We start from the raw sequence: 18,717 nt of genomic DNA on the forward strand, positions 1-18,717 counted from the left end.
CAACAACGTAATCTGATCGTCTGTTTATTCAGACAATCATCACATAAGGAAGTTTTGAAATTGCCATTGGTTCCCCAAAAAAATTATTGCAACACAAAAATTTATTGTCTGAATTTGGAAAAATAATCTCTAACTGATATATTGCTGTATATAAAAAGCGCACGCAAAATTAAGGGAAAATAATATTTTGAGAATAAAAATGATTGAATATTTTCTGAAGCTTTTATACTCTTGCACCTCTCCAAAATCGTACAGAATATATTGAATCTTCTCTTAAAAAATCCCTTGGAGAAAAAGACAAACGCACATGACATTAAAGAAGTTATTCCAGAGTGCTACTATCGGGTTACTCCTTTCCCTTTTTGCACTTTTTTTGTCTGCTGCCCTTTGCATAGCAAAGGACAAATCAAACATCAAACTCGGTGTTATGGAAGGAGAGGAAGCTATCATTTGGAAAGTTGCCGTTCAGCAAGCAAAAGAAAATGGTTTAAACATTGAACTTATTTACTTTTCTGATTACACCGTACCAAATGATGCTGTCCATGCAGGAGATATTGATGCAAATGCCTTTCAGCACACGCCTTATCTTAACAATCAAATTGAACAGCATGGCTACAAACTTTCAATTGCAGGATACACGTTTGTTACCCCAATGGGTATCTATTCGCATAAAATCAAAGAGATAAAAGAACTACAAAATGGTGCCAATATTGGCATTCCTAATGATCCGTCAAATGGTGGAAGAGCTTTACTTCTTCTTCATTCTCTAGGTCTTATTCAATTAAAAGATCCACATAATATTCTTGCATCTCCACTTGATATTATTGAAAATCCTAAAAATTTGAAAATTCGTGAATTAGATGCTGGCATTTTAGGGCGTGCAATTGATGATTTCGATATCGTACTTGTAAATACAAACTGGGCTTTGACAACTGGATTAGACTTAAAAAAAGATGCCATTGCGTGGGAAACCGCAGAAAATAACCCTTATAATAACATTATCGTCGTGCGTACTGCTGACAAGGGTGAGCCATGGGTTCAAAAATTGGTTGCTGCCTACAATAGTGAGCTTGTCCGTGCAAAAATAAAAGAAATTTTTGGCATAACAGCCCAAACATCTTGGTAATTGCAAATGGAAAATCCTGCTCTTATTTCTTTAAAAAACGTTAGCTGCCATTTTAAAAAAGCAGCGGATACTCCAGCAATAAATCGTTTATCTCTCGATATTCATGCAGGTGAAATTCTTGGTATTATCGGACGCAGTGGTGCAGGAAAATCCACACTCATGCGCTGCTTAAATGGATTAAAACGCATTAATGAAGGATCTATTTTTTTTGAAGGTGTCAATATTTCAAACCTCTCAGAAACAGAGTGGGCACCTTATCGCCAACGTATTGGTATGATTTTTCAACATTTTAATCTTTTATCGTCGCAAAAGGTTATTAATAATATCGAATTACCGCTGAAACTGGCAGGTGTCAGCAAAAAACAACGTCGTAAACGTGCTTTTGAACTCATTGAATTGGTAGGACTGTGTGGCAAAGAAAACTGTTATCCTGCAGAACTTTCAGGAGGGCAAAAGCAGCGCGTTGGTATTGCGCGCGCGCTAGCAGCAGACCCTAAAATATTGTTATCAGATGAAGCAACTTCTGCTCTTGATCCTGAAACGACACAATCTATTTTGGAACTTCTTGCCGATATTAACAACCGTCTCAATCTTACTATTGTGCTCATTACCCATGAAATGGAAGTTGTACGCGCCATCGCACACCGTGTTATTGTTCTCAATCAAGGACGTATTATCGAAGAGGGATGTGTGAAAGATATTTTTACGTCGCCGCAAGAAGAAACAACTATTTCTATGCTCAGACTTGTTACACCACAGCTTCCTGAAAAATTTGCGAAAAACCTTAAATCAACAGGGAAAGAAGCGGTCATTGAGATTAATATTGCAGGTGAAATTGCTCAGCAACCCTTTCTCAATCTTCTTGAAGATGAAATCGGTTTAAGAGCGCGTATTCTGCATGGCAACATTGACACAATCCAAGGTGAAACCATTGGGCGCCTCTTCCTTGGTCTTCCCAGACAAGATGAAGAAACCTTGCAAAAAGCTATCAAATGGTTGACCGAAAAAGGGCGATATTGCGAGGTGTTAGGCTATGTTTAATGTTCTCTCCCGTGAACTTCCCAATGCTATCTTTGATACATTGCTGATGACGATGAGCGCTTCTTTGATAGCACTTATTGTAGGACTTCCACTCGGACTACTGCTCTATATAACCGCACGCGGAGGACTTTTTGCATCACGCCTTATCAATTGTCCTTTAAGCATTATTATTGATAGTATTCGTGCTATCCCCTTTATTATTCTTGCATTCTACCTGTTGCCTCTCACCCGTATAGCCGTGGGAAGTGGTATAGGAATGCCTGCAGTGATTTTTGTTCTCACTATCTCTGCTATTCCTTTTTATGCACGAATGGCAGAACTCTCTTTTAAAACTGTTGAAAATGGTTTGATTGAAGCTGTTCGCTCCATGGGGGCGAGCCGTCTTCAAATTGTCAAGTATGTTCTTATTCCTGAAGCACTCCCTCACCTGACTACTGGGTTCACAGTCATGGTTATTTCTCTTATCGGAGCCACTTCACTTGCTGGATATCTTGGCGGAGGTGGTTTGGGTGATATGGCAATCCGCTATGGCTATCAACGTTATAATACTTTTATCATGACAATCGTTATTATCCTTTTGATCATTCTTAATGTTATTGTCCAATGGTCTTCTGATAAAATTGTACAAAAATTTGATAAAACAAAACATTAAGACATTTTAGGAATGTGATTTTTCTCCCCAATCATAGTAATGATAATCCAATGAGCAATAAGAGCTGGCTTTTTTAAATTTTCGATTTCTACCGTCACTTCATAATGAAAAATAACCCGACCAGAGGGACGAATTTCAGCATCTTTTAAAACAAAGCGGGCACGCACCCGCGCACCCGTCTTTACAGGACTCATAAAACGCACTTTATCAAAACCATAATTAATCCCCATCGTTGTACCTTCCAGCTCTGGAAGTGCTTCATAAGCCAGCGTAGACAAAAGCGATAAGGTCAAAAAACCATGAGCAATCGTGCCACCAAAGGGTGTTTCTTTTGCTTTTTCTTCATCCACATGAATCCATTGATGATCGTCTGTTGCACATGCAAATTGATTAATCATATCTTGTGTAACAAAACGCCACTGCGACAACCCTACCTCTTTCCCAATAAAGCCCGCTATATCTTGTACTGCCATCTTTCGCTGCATAATATCATTCCTACATCATTCCTTATTTATTTGACAAAAGCGCACTCACCCTCTTGCTTTTATAAAATCCATTGATTAGAGCATCAATAATAAAAGATTAATAATCTCATGAGCAAACATATTTTATAAATTGAGGAAAGTATCTTTTTAGCAGCGGAAAATTTTTAAATAGGAAAAAATAATGGCAAGCAATGTGAGCCTAACCGGTTTAGCGCGTGATTTGAAACAGCGTGCAGAAAACCACCAACCTATCCGCATTGGACTGGTTGGTTGTGGTGAAATGGGAACAGATTTGCTTTCAAGCGTTGCACAGATGGATGGCATAAAGATTGCAGCCGTTGCCACCCGAACACCATCACGTGTTTTTGATGCCGCAACTCTAGCCTATGGAGAAGATGGGCATGCACGCGAAATTGAAAATACCACTGCTTTAACCCAAACTATTGAAAAAGGTTTGATTGCTGCCACAGATGATATTGACCTTGTTTTGCGCCATGAGCAAATCGATATTATCGTTGATGCAACAGGCTATCCTGAAGCTGGTGCAGAAATTGGCTTCAAAGCGCTCGAAAATAACAAACATCTTGTTATGATGAATGTTGAAACAGACGTTACCATTGGTACTTATTTAAAACATGAAGCAGACAGGCGAGGTCTCATTTATACACTTGGTGCTGGTGATGAACCCTCTTCCTGCATGGAGCTTATCGAGTTTGTTTCAGCCCTCGGGCACAAAATTGTTGCAGCTGGGAAAGGTAAAAACAATCCGCTGATCTTTGATGCCACGCCTGATCTTTACGAAGAAGAAGCATTACGACGTAATATGAATGTACGCATGTTAGTTGAGTTTATTGATGGCTCCAAAACAATGGTTGAAATGGCAGCAATTGCAAATGCAACTGGACTTCTCCCCGATTGCTCAGGAATGCATGGTCCACAAGCGGCGCTCCAAGATTTAAACAAAGTGCTTGTCCCCAAACAGGATGGTGGGATTTTAAATAAATATGGTGTTGTGGATTATTCAACAGGTCAAGGGGTTTCCCCTGGTGTATTTGTCATCGCAGAAATAGCACACCCACGTCTACGCGAGCGTATGGAAGATTTAAAAATTGGTCAGGGACCTTACTTCACCTTTCATCGCCCCTATCATTTAACAGCAATGGAAGTTCCACTAACTTGCGCACGTGTTATGCTTTATGGAAAAAAAGACATGGTACCACTTAGTCACCCCGTAGCAGAAGTCTGTGCTGTTGCTAAAAAAGATTTACATCCAGGGGATCAATTAGATTTTATCGGTCTTTACAGTTATCGCGCTTGGATAATGAACATTGCAGAAGCACGCGCTCATCAAGCTATTCCTTGTGGTCTTCTGGAAAAAGCAACAGTGACAGCTGAAATTAAAAAAAATGAACTTATCACAGTGCATAATACTGCCATTCGAGAAAACCAATGGATTGCGCAGCTTCGGAGCAAACAAGACCTTTTGCTTAATTGCTCAGCCACCCACGTATAAAAAACCTTTTGCCTTTTTCCTGTAAAATAATCACAAGCTCTGTAAAAGAAGGCTTAGACTTTCTCTTTTGTAAAAAAAGAAGCACAAACTGAAGAGTTTAAATTGAAGAGTTGTAAATTTTTACCCGATATATATCGAAAAAACATCTTATATTCTTTTCAGTCATATAATCCACCAGCCTCCTCCCCCCTCCCAATAGCATCAACCACTTCAAATATTGGTTTTGCAAAAAAATGATGAATAAAACACAAAATGAAATAGATAAATATTTAGCGAGCTTGAAACACAAGCGACGCAATAGCTATCACAATACCAACTAAATTCCCTGTAATAAAAGCATAAAGTAATGAGACAATACTCACAAAACCACAAAATGCTGTAGATGCAGACACATCTTCAGTTTTCCCAAAAGCTAATGCCCCAACATCACGGATAACAGCCATATCGCTCCCCTGTATAACTGTATTTTTTCCTCGTTCAACAAGAACTATCCCCTCTTGATACCAAGCATTCGTAATAATCGCATGACTCTCTACAGTGTGAGTAAAACAAAGAATAGACGCGATAAAAAAACATGGACATATATGATTTTTAAATAATTTCAACATAGCTTTCTTTGCTCCTCTTTTTCTTTACTGAAAAAGTAAAAGAATATTTACATTATAGAAAAATCAAAAATTATATTAAACGTAAACTACAATATGGCTCTCTATATGAATAACATAATACATCATAATACATTATGTATTATATGTAAAGACATAAAAAAGCCATAATTTGAATTTTCAAAATAAAAAGTGATTCAGCAAAAAAAATGAATTATAAATAATCGAGGAATTCTCCCTCATCATGTATTACCAAGTTAACTAAGCTTGTCTAAAGGTCAAATTACCGTAATAACGGATATTGAAAAGCACTTGAGTGTAAACTATTAATCCCACATTATTAAAGTGCTACAGGATCAAACTATACTTTATCGCTCACCCATAGTATTACATCATCGTTGCCATAAATTTTGAGAAGATGCTTCAATATGGAAACAACAATATGTTTGTCAACGCTTTATAAGAATATATCAAAATAAGCATACATCAAAAAATGAACTCATGAATATCAAAAGAAAAGAATTCTTTATGGTATAAATTGCCATTAACGAGAAAGGCTCGTACACTCTACTGTCTTTTAGCCTCCCCCCTTCATTCTCCATCTCTCTTCTAACTTTTGTGGTATATACAGCCACTTAAAGGAGTAGATCTATCCGTTCCCCAATATAAACCGTATAAACTACATCACCCTGCAATAAACCGCTTTTATAAAATCAACCAATAAGTCTAATAGTTGCACCATGATAACATAAAGAACCTCTCCCCTTATTACACATTGAACCATTATATCGTGTAAATGAATACGTGCTTGCCTTTCTATAGCATTAATGCTCTACCAAACTTTCTTTAAAATCCCACGCATTACGTCAATTTCCCATCATTAACAAAAAAACTGTCTGACACACTTTGAAAGGAAGCTTTGTTCAACATTTTCACCTTTGAAATACAATGATAACATCCCAATAAAATGGCTCCCAAAGTCTTTAACAAAATAACTCTTCGCAAGCTTGATGAGAAGTCAAAATTCGTGATACCCACATTCCTAACCTCAACAATCATATTTTGTTCTTTTACCTCAATAGCAACAAGATAAGCTAGAATGTTCGCATCCCTGTCTAAACTTGAGCTCTGAATGAAAAGATAAAAATATTTATTTTAAATTCTATGTTATGGACTATTGAATAGTTCTTGAAAACAGCTTTTCAAAAATAATATTACTCATCGGACAATCTTACAAAATATATTTAATCTTCAAATATTGGAAATTTGCTATTAATCAAAAGTTTAGATAATTTTTTGCATGATATCTCTACCATTTTTAATAAATCTCTTCTTTTTGTCACACACAAATTTGATATAAAACTGCTTTTATTTGCGTTTCTCTCATATATAGATTAAGATTAAAGAAAATAATTCTACCATTTTTGACGACTCTGCTGCATCTATTGACTTCTTTTTTGACAATAAATTTATGATATCCAACACACCTTTCCTCGCTCTTTTGCCCTTGGGCGCACATGAATATCACGGAAATCATCTCCCCTTTGAAACCGACTGGATCATTGCACAAGCTTTTGCAGAAGCACTCACCTTACAAATGAAAAAGCAATTTCATATCGCACTTTTACCCGTTGAAAAAATTGGCTATTCTGTAGAACATATGGATATGAGTGGCACACAAACGCTTACTTTTTCTGATGCCATAGAACGGTGGATAAGCATTGGCGAGAACTGCTATCGTAAAGGGATCAAGCGTTTTCTTCTTCTCAACGCGCACGGAGGTAATTCGCCTTTAATGAACATTGTCATCACCGAATTACGAAGACGTTTTTCAATGCTTGCAGTGGCAACAAGCTGGAGTCGCTTTGGTTTACCGCTAGGCTTAATGAAGCCATCTCAACATCATCTTGATATTCATGGAGGGTTTATTGAAACCTCTTTAATGCTTTATTTAGCACCAGAAAAAGTGCATATGGAGAAGGCAGAAAATTTCCATAATAAGCAAGCTGACATGATTGACAGCTATCAATATTTACGCGCCTACGGTTCCCATGCCTTTGGGTGGAAAATGCAAGACATTAATCCGCAGGGAGCAGCAGGCAATGCAAGTAAAGCAACAGCACAAGCAGGTGAGGCAATTTTTTCTCATGTTCTTTGTGGGCTTCGTGGTTTACTTGATGATATTAATCGATTTAAAATAAGCGCGTTACAATAAAAGGTGCAGCCATGGAAAAGATACAAAATACGCCTCATAAATTTCCCGTTACGGTTCTTACAGGCTATCTTGGATCAGGCAAAACCACTCTTCTTAATCGCATTCTCAGTGAAAATCATGGCAAACGTTACGCAATCATTGTCAATGAATTTGGTGAAATTGGTATTGATAATGATCTTATCGTTGAATCGGATGAAGAAATTTATGAAATGAATAATGGCTGTGTTTGCTGCACTGTGCGCGGCGACCTTATTCGCGTTTTGGAAAGCTTGATGCAACGTTCTCATCGATTTGATGCTATTATTATAGAAACAACAGGATTGGCTGATCCTGTTCCTGTTGCACAAACTTTTTTTATGGATGATGCCGTACATGAAAAAACAGCGCTTGATAGTGTTATAGCAGTCGTTGATGCAAAACATTTTCCACTCCAACTTAAAAAAAGCCGTGAAGCTGAAGAGCAAATTGCCTTCTGTGATATCGTTCTCCTCAACAAAATTGATCTTGTCAGTGAAAAAGAGCGCAAACATGTTGAATCGCTCATTCTTGCGATTAATCCCCGTGCTATAATTTATGCAACAGAACGCGCGAACATCCCTCTTGATAAACTCCTCGATCGTGGTTCATTTGACCTACAACGCACTTTAGATAATGATCCCCATTTTCTTGATCCCCAGCATGCAGATCATGAATGTGACGCCGATTGTCATCATGATCATAAACATCATCATACAGCCACCATTCATGACATTACAATAACTTCTGTGAGTTTAAAAACAGGTGCCCTTCAACCAGAAAAGTTCTTCCCGTGGATCCAACAAGTGACCCAACAACAAGGTCCTGATATTTTGCGTTTAAAGGGCATTATCGCATTCCAAGGGGATCCTGATCGTTATGTCATTCAAGGTATACACATGATCCTTGAAGGACAACATCAGCGCCCATGGCGTGAAAATGAAAAGCGGGAAAGCCGACTTGTATTTATTGGTCGTACCCTTGACGCTGAAAAACTTAAAACGGGTTTTGAAAATTGCGCATAAGCGAGTAACAATGCCAAGCATTACCAATTACAATCTCCAAAATTATTGCCTTTCTTGTGGTTTTATTGACAATAAACCAGCTTTCATTTCAGTGGAGGGTTTAATTGTTTTTCTCAATCCAACCCCACAAACTATTGAAGTTCACCAAGGAATCATTTCAAGCCATTTTTCCCATGACAACACAGCGATCATCACAGGTGGCGAAGATGGAAAAGCTTGCCAAACCACATCAGATGGTCAAACAAAAGTGCTAGGGAAACAAGAGCGCAAATGGATAAGCCATGTTGCTTTTGGACCACAGAAAATTTTTGCCTTTGCCTCTTCACGCTTAACATCAGTAAATATCGGCAAAGAACAACAACAACTAACACATGAACGCAGTGTAGAAGGTCTTGCTTTTGCCCCAAAAGGTTTACGCCTTGCCATTGCCCATTACAATGGTGTTACCCTTCATTGGTTATCAACGAAAACAGCTCCAACTACGTTGATATGGAAAGGCGCACATTTTGATGTTACCTTTTCACCAGACAACCGCTATGTCATCTCTACTATGCAAGAAAATGCTCTCCATGGCTGGCGTCTCACAGATAATCAACATTTACGCATGAGTGGCTACCCAAGCAAAGTCAAAAGCTGGTCTTGGAGCCAAAAAGGAAAATGGTTAGCAACATCAGGTGCATCCGCAGCAATTGTTTGGCCTTTTCATACAAAAGATGGACCCATGGGGAAAGCACCGCTAGAACTCGGCACACGAGCAAATGCACTTGTCACCACAGTCTCATGCCACCCAAGCGAAGATATTGTAGCAATAGGCTTCAATGATGGAATGATCCTCTGTTCGCATTTTCGTGATGGAAAAGAAGCCCTTCTCAAAAATTGTGGAAAAAGCGCTATTTCAGCGTTAAGCTGGGATAAAACAGGACATCGACTCGCCTTCGGTAGCGAAAATGGCGAATGTGGTATTATAAACGTTAGGGCTTAAAAAAAGCACCAACAATAACGGTATATTTATTTAAAGAAGGTAAAAAATACCTCCCCTTGTGACTTGGCATAAAACCCCCGCCCCTTTTCTAAAAAAGGCGCTAAACCACAAACTCTCTCAAAAATAACAAGCCGCTCGCCTTCAAAAACTCCAGCAAAACGGCTTGCCACGAATATTAATACACTCATCCCCAATGAAAAAATAATGAAACCCAAAATTGTCCCCTCTACAGCTTAATTATCACTCTCGCAATATTTGAAAAATAACTCATAACGGTATTCCATAAACCAGACCAGAAACCAGAAAATATGTTATACGAAACAGCACTTACACTTACTTTTTCAAAACCTTCTGTTTTTTCAACATTTTCACCTAAAGCGCTGCTGACCGCCACATTCATCGCCTTAATATCTTCTTGTACTGCCATAGAAACAGAAATATTCTGCTCAAATTGCTCTCTTTCAACATTTGCATTAACATCTACAACTTGCAAAAGAAAACTCACAATTGCTGCAGAAACACCCAAAAACACATTTTTTTTAAACATTTTAAGCATAATGTCACCTCAAATTTTCTCCCCTCCATTCAAAAAATAAGCATTAGCTCAAAAAACACTCCCCTAAACATCCAAAAAAAAACGGAGATGCACTTATTAAATTATGTACGTAAACACATGAAACATTTTGTATTTTTATTAAGCTAACACAAAGCTACAACTAAAATTTACAACCAAAGATTGCATATTTTTTTAATACATCAAAAATGTGGTATAAAATTGATAATGTAAATTGTAGGAAAAATAAATTCTAAAAAAAATCAGCTTCTATAAGCTTATGCTAACAGATCAAATAACTGTCAAAGTGTAATTACGAGAACCGTTGGGAATGAAATCCCAACCCATCTTTAAAAAACGAAAAGCACCAAATCACACCCCCTTCAAAAATGACAAGCCGCTTACCTTCAAAAACTCCAGTAAAAACGGCTTGCCATGAATATTATATGCTCATTGTCAATAACAAAATAATGAGACTCAAATCGTCCTTCATAAGGGTTAACTACCGTTTCAGAATTGTCCATATGTAATTTATAGCTTCCCAAAGTAAACTAGAAAGTAAACCAGAAATAACACCACACGCAATAACAACAGTCAAGCTTGCTCTATGAACATTTGTAATCACAAAACCTTCTGTTTGTTCAATACTTTCATCCAAAGCATTAGCAACTGTCATATCCACTGGCTTAATACTTTCTTGTACAATCATAGAAACAAAGGAGGCCTGCTGAGAGTACTCTCTCTTAAAATTTGCATTAGCACCTGCAACCTGCAAAAAAGAACAAATAGCCACTACAAAAATACCTAAAGACACGTTCTTTCTAAATATTTTAAGCATAGCGTCACCTCACATTACCTCCCCCCCTTAAAATACGAAAAGAACTTAAAAATACCCAAATAAACATTTTAAAATATGGTTTCTTTATGTTCTATTCATTAAATTATGTCAATTTATAGCACACTATGTATTTATGTAAAGATAAAATATAAAAATAGCATAAAATCAGATTTATATTTATGATTTGCGAAAAAATACAACTAAAAACGATAACTGAACCCACCAGAAAAACGAACTCCTGAAAAACCTGCTTTGGTAAGATTATGCTGATAGACCAAATCACTATGAAGTATAATGTTGGGAGACAATTGCGAATAGACCCCCCCTCCAGCTTCTAAAGAAGAACCGAAAGCTCCTAATTGAAAAGCATCTTTAAAATGCACAGATTGCTTATCACTAAAATCACGAATAAAATGAAACTTGCCATAAAAAGAAATAACACGTGCATCTTCGGTTACAGTAAGTGTCTTTGTTAAACGCCCACCAACACGCATGATCCAGTGGTCAGGTTTGCCCATTTCAACATCAAAGCCGTCAATATCATGCGCCTTATTAAATTGCAGATTTTGATAAACAACCTGAACCTGCGGATCAAAAACAACATCAGCAACTCTTGTCATAAATGCTTTACCAATAGTCAATGAAGTACTTAAGGACTTACCTCTTAATGTTGCTGTTTTTCCCCATGCAGAAGTGAGAACATCACCTCTAAACAAACCATAAGACAAAAGACCATCTATATAACAGCCCGCATCATGTTCTATGCTACCATACGCTGTAACAGTCCATTTATCAAATGTACTTTTTTCACTTTGTTCAACATCCCGAGGCTGCAGAGAAAGTTTTCCATAACTCCCCATAACACCAAAAAATGTAGTACTGTACGCACTCTCGATTGTTTTCAATAAAATGCCCGTCTCTATAGCATTATAATCAAGATTACCTCCGTAACCATATTCAAGTGCAGATAAATTTGAAACATAACGGTGGTTGCTACCATAACCACGCAAAAAAAGAGCAGGATTTTCATCAATGTTCAACATTCCCCTGGAAGAAGTTCGCATAGTTTCCAATTGTTTATTTTGATTGCTAATATCCATCAAACCAGCATGAAATAAACTATTTGGCAAAAGCAAATAAGTCGGAACTTGTGGAACAACAGCTCTCACATTTTTCTCACAACAAGGAATAATTTCGGAAGCAGGAATAACCTTCAACGGAACAGCAATAGGATGTTTTTCAGGCTCAGGAGAAATGGTTTCACGCAGAACTAAATCAGAGGAAAGAACAACAGGAGAATGAGGTGGAGGCGTGAAAGAAGCAGGATCTTGCTCAGGTGCGCTAGGAACAAGTGGCACAACACTAGATTCAGATTGAGGTTTTACAGCAATAGGATGTTTTTCAGGCTTAGGAGGAACAGTCTCGCGTATAGCTAAATCAGAAGAAGGAACAGCAGGAGAACGAGGCGGAGGTGTGGAAGAAGCAGGATCTTGCTCAGGTGCGCTAGGAACAAGTGCCACAACAGTAGATTCAGATTGAGGTTTTACAGCAATAGGATTTTTCTCAGGCTTAGGAGGAACAGTCTCGCGTATAGTTAAATCAGGAGAAGGAACAGCAGGAGAATAAGGTGGAGGCGTGGAAGGAACAATAGCTTGCTCAGGGACACGAAAAACAGGGGGAACAGGCGCCACAACAGTGGATTCAGGCTGAGGTTTCACAAAAACAACATCTTGCTTAGGCTCAAGAGGAACAGTTTCTCGTATAGCTAAATCAGGAAAAGGAACAGCAGGAGAATGAGGCTGAGGCGTAGAAAGAACAATATCTTTCTCAGGTGTAGAAGGAACAGAGGAAACAGGTGGAGTGACAGGAGAACTTTGTTCAGGCACAACAGAAACAATAGGTGGCGTAACGGAGACAGGGGGATGCAGCGTCTCAGGATTTTGCTTAGAATCAACCTCTGTAACAGAATGAAAAACATTTTCGTTAGGAGTGTGCATAGGTATCACTGGATCAGAAACAGAAGAAGAGCCATAGTCAGGACGAGAAATAGGCTGAACATATTTACTTTCAAGACGAAAATCCCAAAACGCTTCTCCATGATCTACTAGCTTTTGATTGATATCTGCTGACCCGAAAGTAGATTGTGGACCATAAGCAACAAGATGATATTGATAAGGTGAATTTTTCGCTGCAACATAATTACGATTGAGTTGAAAAGAATTTGAGTTTGCTATTCCCGAAACCTGAATAATGGAAATACCTTTGCTATTTCCGACACCCGTTGATCCCCCTCGACTTTCTGGAACAATTTGCACATGTACTTTCGTTTCTCCAAAAACATTACCATGAATCAAAACACGGTCAGTTTTTTGATCGCTAATTTTTCCCCCTTCATCCAAATATGTATTGAGATAAATGCGTGCATTGCCTTCTGCATTATAAACCTTGCCAGACCCTTTATAAACTTTGCCAGCCCCTTTTCCAATGCGAAGTGTTTGATAATTATGAACCGTGTTGGTTGTGACCTTTTCAAAAAAAATAGAACTATTAATAAGATCTACAGATGAAATAGATGAAACTCCCATAATATGAGAATCTCGTAAATCTTTATGTCTTGGTCGAGATAAAATCCATTTTGAATCATTTTTTAGATGAAGATCAGCTGTAGAATGTTCATCAACACGAACCCCACCTGCAAGGGTAGAAGCATCTGCTATAATCTTTACAGAAGACCCTTTCTCAGCCTTTAGCAATACATTTCCAGAAACTTTTGTATCTTTTGAAAATTGAATCAAATTATCAAAATTTGTGCTATAAATAACCGTACTTTCTGGAACTATAAAAGTCGTATTTTGCAAATGGACGGTTCCTTTTCCGTGCGCAGTTGTTTTTGACCTTCCTGTATATGCTTCTTCCCAAAAAAAGCGCATGCCATAAAATGCATTACTGCGCACTTCAACATGGGAATCATTAATATCAACACGATTATTCATCCCTTCCAATAAAATACCATGAGCATTGATAACATTAATTGTACCCTTCTGAAAATCAATAGAACCATCACCTTGGAGCATATGAAAAGCTGTACTTTTATTATTATGGCTTGTTTTCGTCATTTGAGTGCCATTTTCGGTAATGGAAACGCCATCTAAAATAACTTTTCCCTCTCCTCCTGTTTGAACCCCAATGCCACCTATAAAATTAATTGTCCCTGCCACCATCTCAATTTTCGCATTACCATGACTAAAAAGACTAATCGCATCAGCACCCGTCTGAATTGTTGTATTAGTTAAAATAACAGCCGATCGTTTATCAGCTACACTAACACCTATGCGGACTGCATCAATCAATCCGCCTTGCATGTCAATCGTGCCATAATTAGCAGCCGTACCTATTAATACACCCTTTAAAGTCGAATTGATGAGAGAAACTTTTCCTCCCTCTGATATCTTTACGCCATTTTTCCAAGAACCTTTTTCTGGGTCATCATTTGTGCCCGTAGCAGGGCTGACAGTTATATCCTTCGCTCTAATCCATGTACCTGCTCCAACTGCTTCTATGGCTACATCAGTGCTATCATCAACAAACAGGTAGTTTTTATCAGCAATGTCGTGTGCTGCACCATCATTGCATCTATAAAATGGGTCACTTGTTTTACATGAGAATTTGTTCTGCCCAGAAGATTGCACATTAGCATTGTGCACAAAAAAAAGAACAACCGTTGTAAAAGTACATAAAGGTAGATGATTTTTAGATATTTTAATCATAATTCTACTACAAACTTTCTTCCCCTTCGCATTAAAAACAAAAATACGCATTTGGCTTAATTGGTTAAGCTGTGCGCATATATAATTCATTTTGTGTTTTATTAATCCATTTTGTGTTTTATGTAAAGCTAAAGTAAAAAAATTACGAAAAAAGTCGCAATCCAAGTTTGTAACTTTCACAAAAAAATGATGGGAAGATGCTAAAAAAACGATAGAAAAACTTACTAAAACTAAAAAAGCAATTATTTAAAAACTAGCTTTAGTAAATTAGCGCAAACATAAAAGTTGCAAAATATTAAGCGTAAAAGCTTCCTTTAGTCTCTCAAAAATAACAAAACTAAAGGCACCATTATAGAAAAGTATGATATCTATTTTCAAAATAATAACAAGACAAAACCGTTAAAAAAAAGCCACAAGCATAACTTGTGACTTTTTTAAAATTGTCAAAATATATAATTTGACTAAAAATGATAGCGCAATCCGCCAGAAAAAGTGGTTCCAGAAAAACCAGCCTTTGTAAGCTTATGCTGATATGCTAAATCACCATGAAGTGCAAACTTTGAAGATAATCGAGCATTAACCCCTAATCCAGCTTCTACAGAAGAACCAAAAGCACCCAACTGGAAAGCATCTTTAAAGTGAATAGACTGTTTCTTCCCGAAACTATGGGCAAAATGTAACTTGCTATAAACAGAAACAACACGTGCTTCTTCATCAGTCGCACTAAGTGTCTTAGTTAAACGCCCACCGACACGCATTACCCACTGATCGGGTTTTCCCATATTAATGTCAAAATTATCAATATCACGTGTCTTATTAAACTGAAGATGTTGATAAACAACCTGAGCTTGCGGATCAAAAACAAAACCTTCATCTCCTATTGCAAATGTCTGACCAGCAGTCAACGAAGCATTCAGAGAATGCCCTTTCAAAGTTGCAGTCTTGCCCCGTGCAAGAGTGAGAACATCACCTTTAAACAGACCATAGGATAAAAGACCATCCACATAGAAACCTGCATCATGCTGCATGCTGCCATACGCTGTAGCTGACCATTTATCAAATGCACTTTTTTGACTTTTCTCAACATCCAGAGGCTGTAAAGATAACCTCCCATAAGTCCCTATGACACCAAAGGATACAGTACTGTACGCATTCTCAATTGTTTTCAGTAAAATGCCTGCTTCTAAAGCATTATAATCAAGATCGCCTCCATAACCATATTCACGCGCAGACAAATCTGAAGCATAACGGTAATTTCCACCATAACCGCGCAAAAATAAAGCAGGATTTTCATCTTCTCCCAACATTCCAGTGGAAACAGTCCGCATAATTTCTAACTGCTTATTTTGATTGCTAATATCCATTAAACCAGTCTGAAATAAAGCATTTGGTAAAAGCAGATAAGTCGGAACTTGCGGGACAACAGCTTTCACCTCTGGTTTTGGTTCTGGCTCTGGACTTGGGTGGGGCTTAGGAGCAGGAGGTTTTGGGCTAGGACCTGGCTCTGGACTTGGATGAGGCTTAGGTGCAGGAGGTTCTGGGCTAGGGCTTGGTTCTGGCTTAGGTTTAGGATCAACAAATTTACTTTCAAGGCGATAATCCCAAAATCCCCCTTTACCATCAACTAATCTTTGCTCAGGATTGGAATTTCCTAAATCAGATGTTGATCCATAGGCATAAAGCTCATACTGGTAAGGCGCCTCATGCAGTGTGATATAATCACCATCTAGCAAAAAAGAATCTTGCTCTGCGTTTCCAAAAACCTGAATAATAGAAAAACCTTTATCATTACCATTTCCCGTGATTCCCCCTGGACTTCCTGAAACCGCAGCGACATGAACCACAGTTTTTCCAAAAACATCACCATGAATCAAAACACGATCGGTTTGTTGCTTATTAAGCGAACTACCATCATCCAGATATGCGTTAAGATAAAAATGTGCACCATCCTGCGCTCTATAAGCCTGCCCCTCTCCTTTTCCAATGTGAAGTGTCTGATAATCATAATCCGAAGTAGATTTTAATTGTTTAAAACGAATAATACTATCATTCATAAGACTTACAAATGACGCAGATAAACGATCTTTTGCAGTGTGAGATTCATATGAATCTCTCTGTTTCTTTGGTTGTAAAACCCATTCTGAACCGTTGTTCAAATAAAATTCAGCAGTAGAATCGTTATCAACATAAGAACCTCCTTCAAGGTTAGAAGCATCAACAAAAACCATTAAATTAGCACCTCTCTCAGCTTTTAATAATACCCCTGTTGAACTAAGAGAGCTCTGCAATAAACTAACAACCCCATAAGAATCTTCAACACCATAAACAGCTGGACTCCCTGAAACTGAAAACATCGTCTTATGCAAATTAACAAACTGCAATTTATGTGGGAAATCTTCCCTCTCCAAAGTCTCTCCAAGGTCGAGCTTCCTCCACCGCTCATCTCCTTGAAAATATATACCGTAAGATTCTTTACCATGTACTTCAAAAAAAGAATCTGTAATATTGATTTCGGTTGTTACAATATTGCCTCCTACATTTTTCCCCAAAAATGGAATTGAATTAGGAGTGTTGATTGTGTTTTCTATCTTTATGCCATGGAGATCCGTAACACTGACAGTTCCGCTTAAATTAACCATCCCACCATAATCTAAAAGAAAGGTCGTATGATCACCTTCATTGTTTTTTTTGCCTGTTCCAGTAATCGCAACACCACTAAGACTCACTTCTCCATTCACTATTGAATGAACTCCATGGCTCTCCCTAAAATTAATTAATCCACCTTTCATTCTAATTTTTGAACCGCCATGGCTGTAAAGGCTTGTCCGTCCACCATCCGTATTAATCTTTGTATTGATTAAAAGAATATGCGTTTTTTCCCCTAGTGCTTGAACACCATTTTTGCTCTCCTCAATATCCCCATTTTTTACCCTAAGAAATCCTCCACTCGCGTAAAGAGCTTGAATTGCGTTTTTAATGATTAAATTAGAAAAAATACCCTTCCCCCCCTCTGAAACAGACACGCCACGGGTAAAAGGTTTCTCTAAAACTTCACTTATAATAGATACATTTCTCCCCCTTACTTTCGTTTCTTTATCTCCCATCTCCATATCATCTTTTTCTTTCTCCGCATTTCCCTTTATCGTTATAGCAACAGGAGATCCTGAAGGAACTGTGGAAACATTGCTCGGAGTAATTTTATAAACTTGATTGTGAACTACTTTTTTTGTACAGTTACTTGTGTCGCATACATAATATGTATATGCTGTAGAGGTATCATCTTTCTCGCGAGAGTTATTATAGTCGCTAACATCATTATCATAAATTATTGTTGGCCTACTATTATAGGTGGTTTTGATAAGGTAGTTTTCGATATTATAGTCGACAGGATTACTATCAATACCATAGTTAGGATGCTGAACTGTAATGGTATAGAGGTTTTTACTCTCGTTACCATTATTGCCATGGGCATTATAGTCAATCTCGACAATATTACTTTCGACGATACTACCATCCTCATTTTCGCCAGAAGAATAAACCTTGATGACATAAGGACCACTGTTGGCATCACCATAAGTAGATCCATTTTCCCCTGCGCTCACGCTACTCCCTATTCCACTCTGTAAAAAAGTAAAAACAGCCGTTGCGAGAGTACATAAATATACATGATTTCTAAACACTTTAATCATAGCTCCATCGAAATTTCCCTTCCCCTCCGTTAAAAACAAAAGCACCAGCAAAACATCCTCATATATCAAGACAAAAAGGATGAGCTTACCGCTCACTTGACTGGAACATGAATTATTCAAATTAAACTCAGCTGAAATTCTATTAGCAATACAATAACTACTTATAAGAGAATAATCATTAAACACAATCAATACGTGTATAATACATTCT

At 37.8% G+C, this 18,717-nt stretch carries 13 protein-coding genes; 7 read left to right on the forward strand and 6 right to left on the reverse strand.

Annotated features, from left to right (window positions below):
* Positions 1-307 precede the first annotated feature (307 nt).
* The 3 genes from ACMFKV_RS02125 to ACMFKV_RS02135 are packed head-to-tail and all read left to right on the forward strand — an operon-like array spanning position 308 to position 2,819.
* Positions 308-1,126, forward strand: a complete 819-nt coding sequence (locus ACMFKV_RS02125; RefSeq protein WP_413154396.1) for a MetQ/NlpA family ABC transporter substrate-binding protein — start codon at positions 308-310, stop codon at positions 1,124-1,126.
* Between the two features lie 6 nt (positions 1,127-1,132).
* Entirely contained in the window at positions 1,133-2,167 is a 1,035-nt protein-coding gene (locus tag ACMFKV_RS02130) for a methionine ABC transporter ATP-binding protein (protein ID WP_413154397.1), read from the forward strand.
* Positions 2,160-2,819 carry a methionine ABC transporter permease gene (locus tag ACMFKV_RS02135; RefSeq protein WP_413154398.1) on the forward strand — a complete coding sequence of 220 codons (660 nt, stop codon included), beginning with the start codon at positions 2,160-2,162 and terminating at the stop codon, positions 2,817-2,819. The genes ACMFKV_RS02130 and ACMFKV_RS02135 overlap by 8 nt, the downstream gene beginning before the upstream one ends.
* On the opposite strand, the gene ACMFKV_RS02140 is transcribed toward ACMFKV_RS02135, so the two are convergent.
* Entirely contained in the window at positions 2,816-3,304 is a 489-nt protein-coding gene (locus ACMFKV_RS02140; RefSeq protein ID WP_336288099.1) for a MaoC family dehydratase, read from the reverse strand. The two genes, ACMFKV_RS02135 and ACMFKV_RS02140, sit on opposite strands and share 4 nt — an antisense overlap.
* 181 nt (positions 3,305-3,485) lie before the next feature.
* Between ACMFKV_RS02140 and ACMFKV_RS02145 the strand changes: the two genes are divergently transcribed.
* Positions 3,486-4,817: an NAD(P)H-dependent oxidoreductase gene (locus ACMFKV_RS02145; protein ID WP_413154399.1), complete on the forward strand. Its 1,332-nt coding sequence runs from the start codon at positions 3,486-3,488 to the stop codon at positions 4,815-4,817.
* Positions 4,818-5,086: 269 nt separating this feature from the next.
* Here the strand turns inward: ACMFKV_RS02145 and ACMFKV_RS02150 are convergent, their stop codons facing one another.
* Positions 5,087-5,425 (reverse strand): hypothetical protein, encoded by a 339-nt coding sequence (locus ACMFKV_RS02150; RefSeq protein ID WP_336288101.1) that lies wholly within the window; start codon positions 5,423-5,425, stop codon positions 5,087-5,089.
* A gap of 1,468 nt (positions 5,426-6,893) precedes the next feature.
* Here ACMFKV_RS02150 and ACMFKV_RS02155 point away from each other — a divergent pair.
* From ACMFKV_RS02155 to ACMFKV_RS02165, 3 genes are read left to right on the forward strand one after another with little or no spacing between them, the layout of a single operon-like run.
* On the forward strand, positions 6,894-7,637 hold the full coding sequence (locus ACMFKV_RS02155; protein WP_336288102.1) for a creatininase family protein: 744 nt from the start codon (positions 6,894-6,896) through the stop codon (positions 7,635-7,637).
* Positions 7,638-7,648: 11 nt separating this feature from the next.
* Entirely contained in the window at positions 7,649-8,677 is a 1,029-nt protein-coding gene (locus tag ACMFKV_RS02160) for a CobW family GTP-binding protein (protein WP_336288103.1), read from the forward strand.
* A gap of 10 nt (positions 8,678-8,687) precedes the next feature.
* A complete protein-coding gene (locus ACMFKV_RS02165) occupies positions 8,688-9,659 on the forward strand; it encodes a WD40 repeat domain-containing protein (protein WP_413154452.1) in 972 nt (323 codons plus the stop codon).
* A gap of 226 nt (positions 9,660-9,885) precedes the next feature.
* On the opposite strand, the gene ACMFKV_RS02170 is transcribed toward ACMFKV_RS02165, so the two are convergent.
* From ACMFKV_RS02170 to ACMFKV_RS02185, 4 genes are all read right to left on the reverse strand, one after another.
* Entirely contained in the window at positions 9,886-10,215 is a 330-nt protein-coding gene (locus ACMFKV_RS02170) for a hypothetical protein (protein WP_413154400.1), read from the reverse strand.
* A 499-nt stretch (positions 10,216-10,714) separates the two neighbouring features.
* Positions 10,715-11,050, reverse strand: coding sequence for a hypothetical protein (locus ACMFKV_RS02175; protein WP_336288105.1), 336 nt, complete (start codon positions 11,048-11,050; stop codon positions 10,715-10,717).
* Positions 11,051-11,250: 200 nt separating this feature from the next.
* Complete coding sequence (locus tag ACMFKV_RS02180) at positions 11,251-14,907, reverse strand: autotransporter outer membrane beta-barrel domain-containing protein (protein ID WP_413154401.1); 3,657 nt, start codon at positions 14,905-14,907, stop codon at positions 11,251-11,253.
* 371 nt (positions 14,908-15,278) lie between these two features.
* Positions 15,279-18,506, reverse strand: a complete 3,228-nt coding sequence (locus ACMFKV_RS02185) for an autotransporter outer membrane beta-barrel domain-containing protein (RefSeq protein ID WP_413154453.1) — start codon at positions 18,504-18,506, stop codon at positions 15,279-15,281.
* Positions 18,507-18,717: the final 211 nt, after the last annotated feature.

The organism is Bartonella propinqua (genome assembly GCF_047263965.1).
GTDB lineage: Bacteria > Pseudomonadota > Alphaproteobacteria > Rhizobiales > Rhizobiaceae > Bartonella.

Excerpts from the sequence above, each read along its gene's own strand:
- ACMFKV_RS02125 (WP_413154396.1), top strand. The coding sequence starts at position 308 with ATGACATTAAAGAAGTTATTCCAGAGTGCTACTATCGGGTTACTCCTT.
- ACMFKV_RS02130 (WP_413154397.1), top strand. The coding sequence starts at position 1,133 with ATGGAAAATCCTGCTCTTATTTCTTTAAAAAACGTTAGCTGCCATTTT.
- ACMFKV_RS02135 (WP_413154398.1), top strand. The coding sequence starts at position 2,160 with ATGTTTAATGTTCTCTCCCGTGAACTTCCCAATGCTATCTTTGATACA.
- ACMFKV_RS02140 (WP_336288099.1), bottom strand. The coding sequence starts at position 3,304 with ATGCAGCGAAAGATGGCAGTACAAGATATAGCGGGCTTTATTGGGAAA.
- ACMFKV_RS02145 (WP_413154399.1), top strand. The coding sequence starts at position 3,486 with ATGGCAAGCAATGTGAGCCTAACCGGTTTAGCGCGTGATTTGAAACAG.
- ACMFKV_RS02150 (WP_336288101.1), bottom strand. The coding sequence starts at position 5,425 with ATGTTGAAATTATTTAAAAATCATATATGTCCATGTTTTTTTATCGCG.
- ACMFKV_RS02155 (WP_336288102.1), top strand. The coding sequence starts at position 6,894 with ATGATATCCAACACACCTTTCCTCGCTCTTTTGCCCTTGGGCGCACAT.
- ACMFKV_RS02160 (WP_336288103.1), top strand. The coding sequence starts at position 7,649 with ATGGAAAAGATACAAAATACGCCTCATAAATTTCCCGTTACGGTTCTT.
- ACMFKV_RS02165 (WP_413154452.1), top strand. The coding sequence starts at position 8,688 with ATGCCAAGCATTACCAATTACAATCTCCAAAATTATTGCCTTTCTTGT.
- ACMFKV_RS02170 (WP_413154400.1), bottom strand. The coding sequence starts at position 10,215 with ATGCTTAAAATGTTTAAAAAAAATGTGTTTTTGGGTGTTTCTGCAGCA.
- ACMFKV_RS02175 (WP_336288105.1), bottom strand. The coding sequence starts at position 11,050 with ATGCTTAAAATATTTAGAAAGAACGTGTCTTTAGGTATTTTTGTAGTG.
- ACMFKV_RS02180 (WP_413154401.1), bottom strand. The coding sequence starts at position 14,907 with ATGAATTATATATGCGCACAGCTTAACCAATTAAGCCAAATGCGTATT.
- ACMFKV_RS02185 (WP_413154453.1), bottom strand. The coding sequence starts at position 18,506 with ATGATTAAAGTGTTTAGAAATCATGTATATTTATGTACTCTCGCAACG.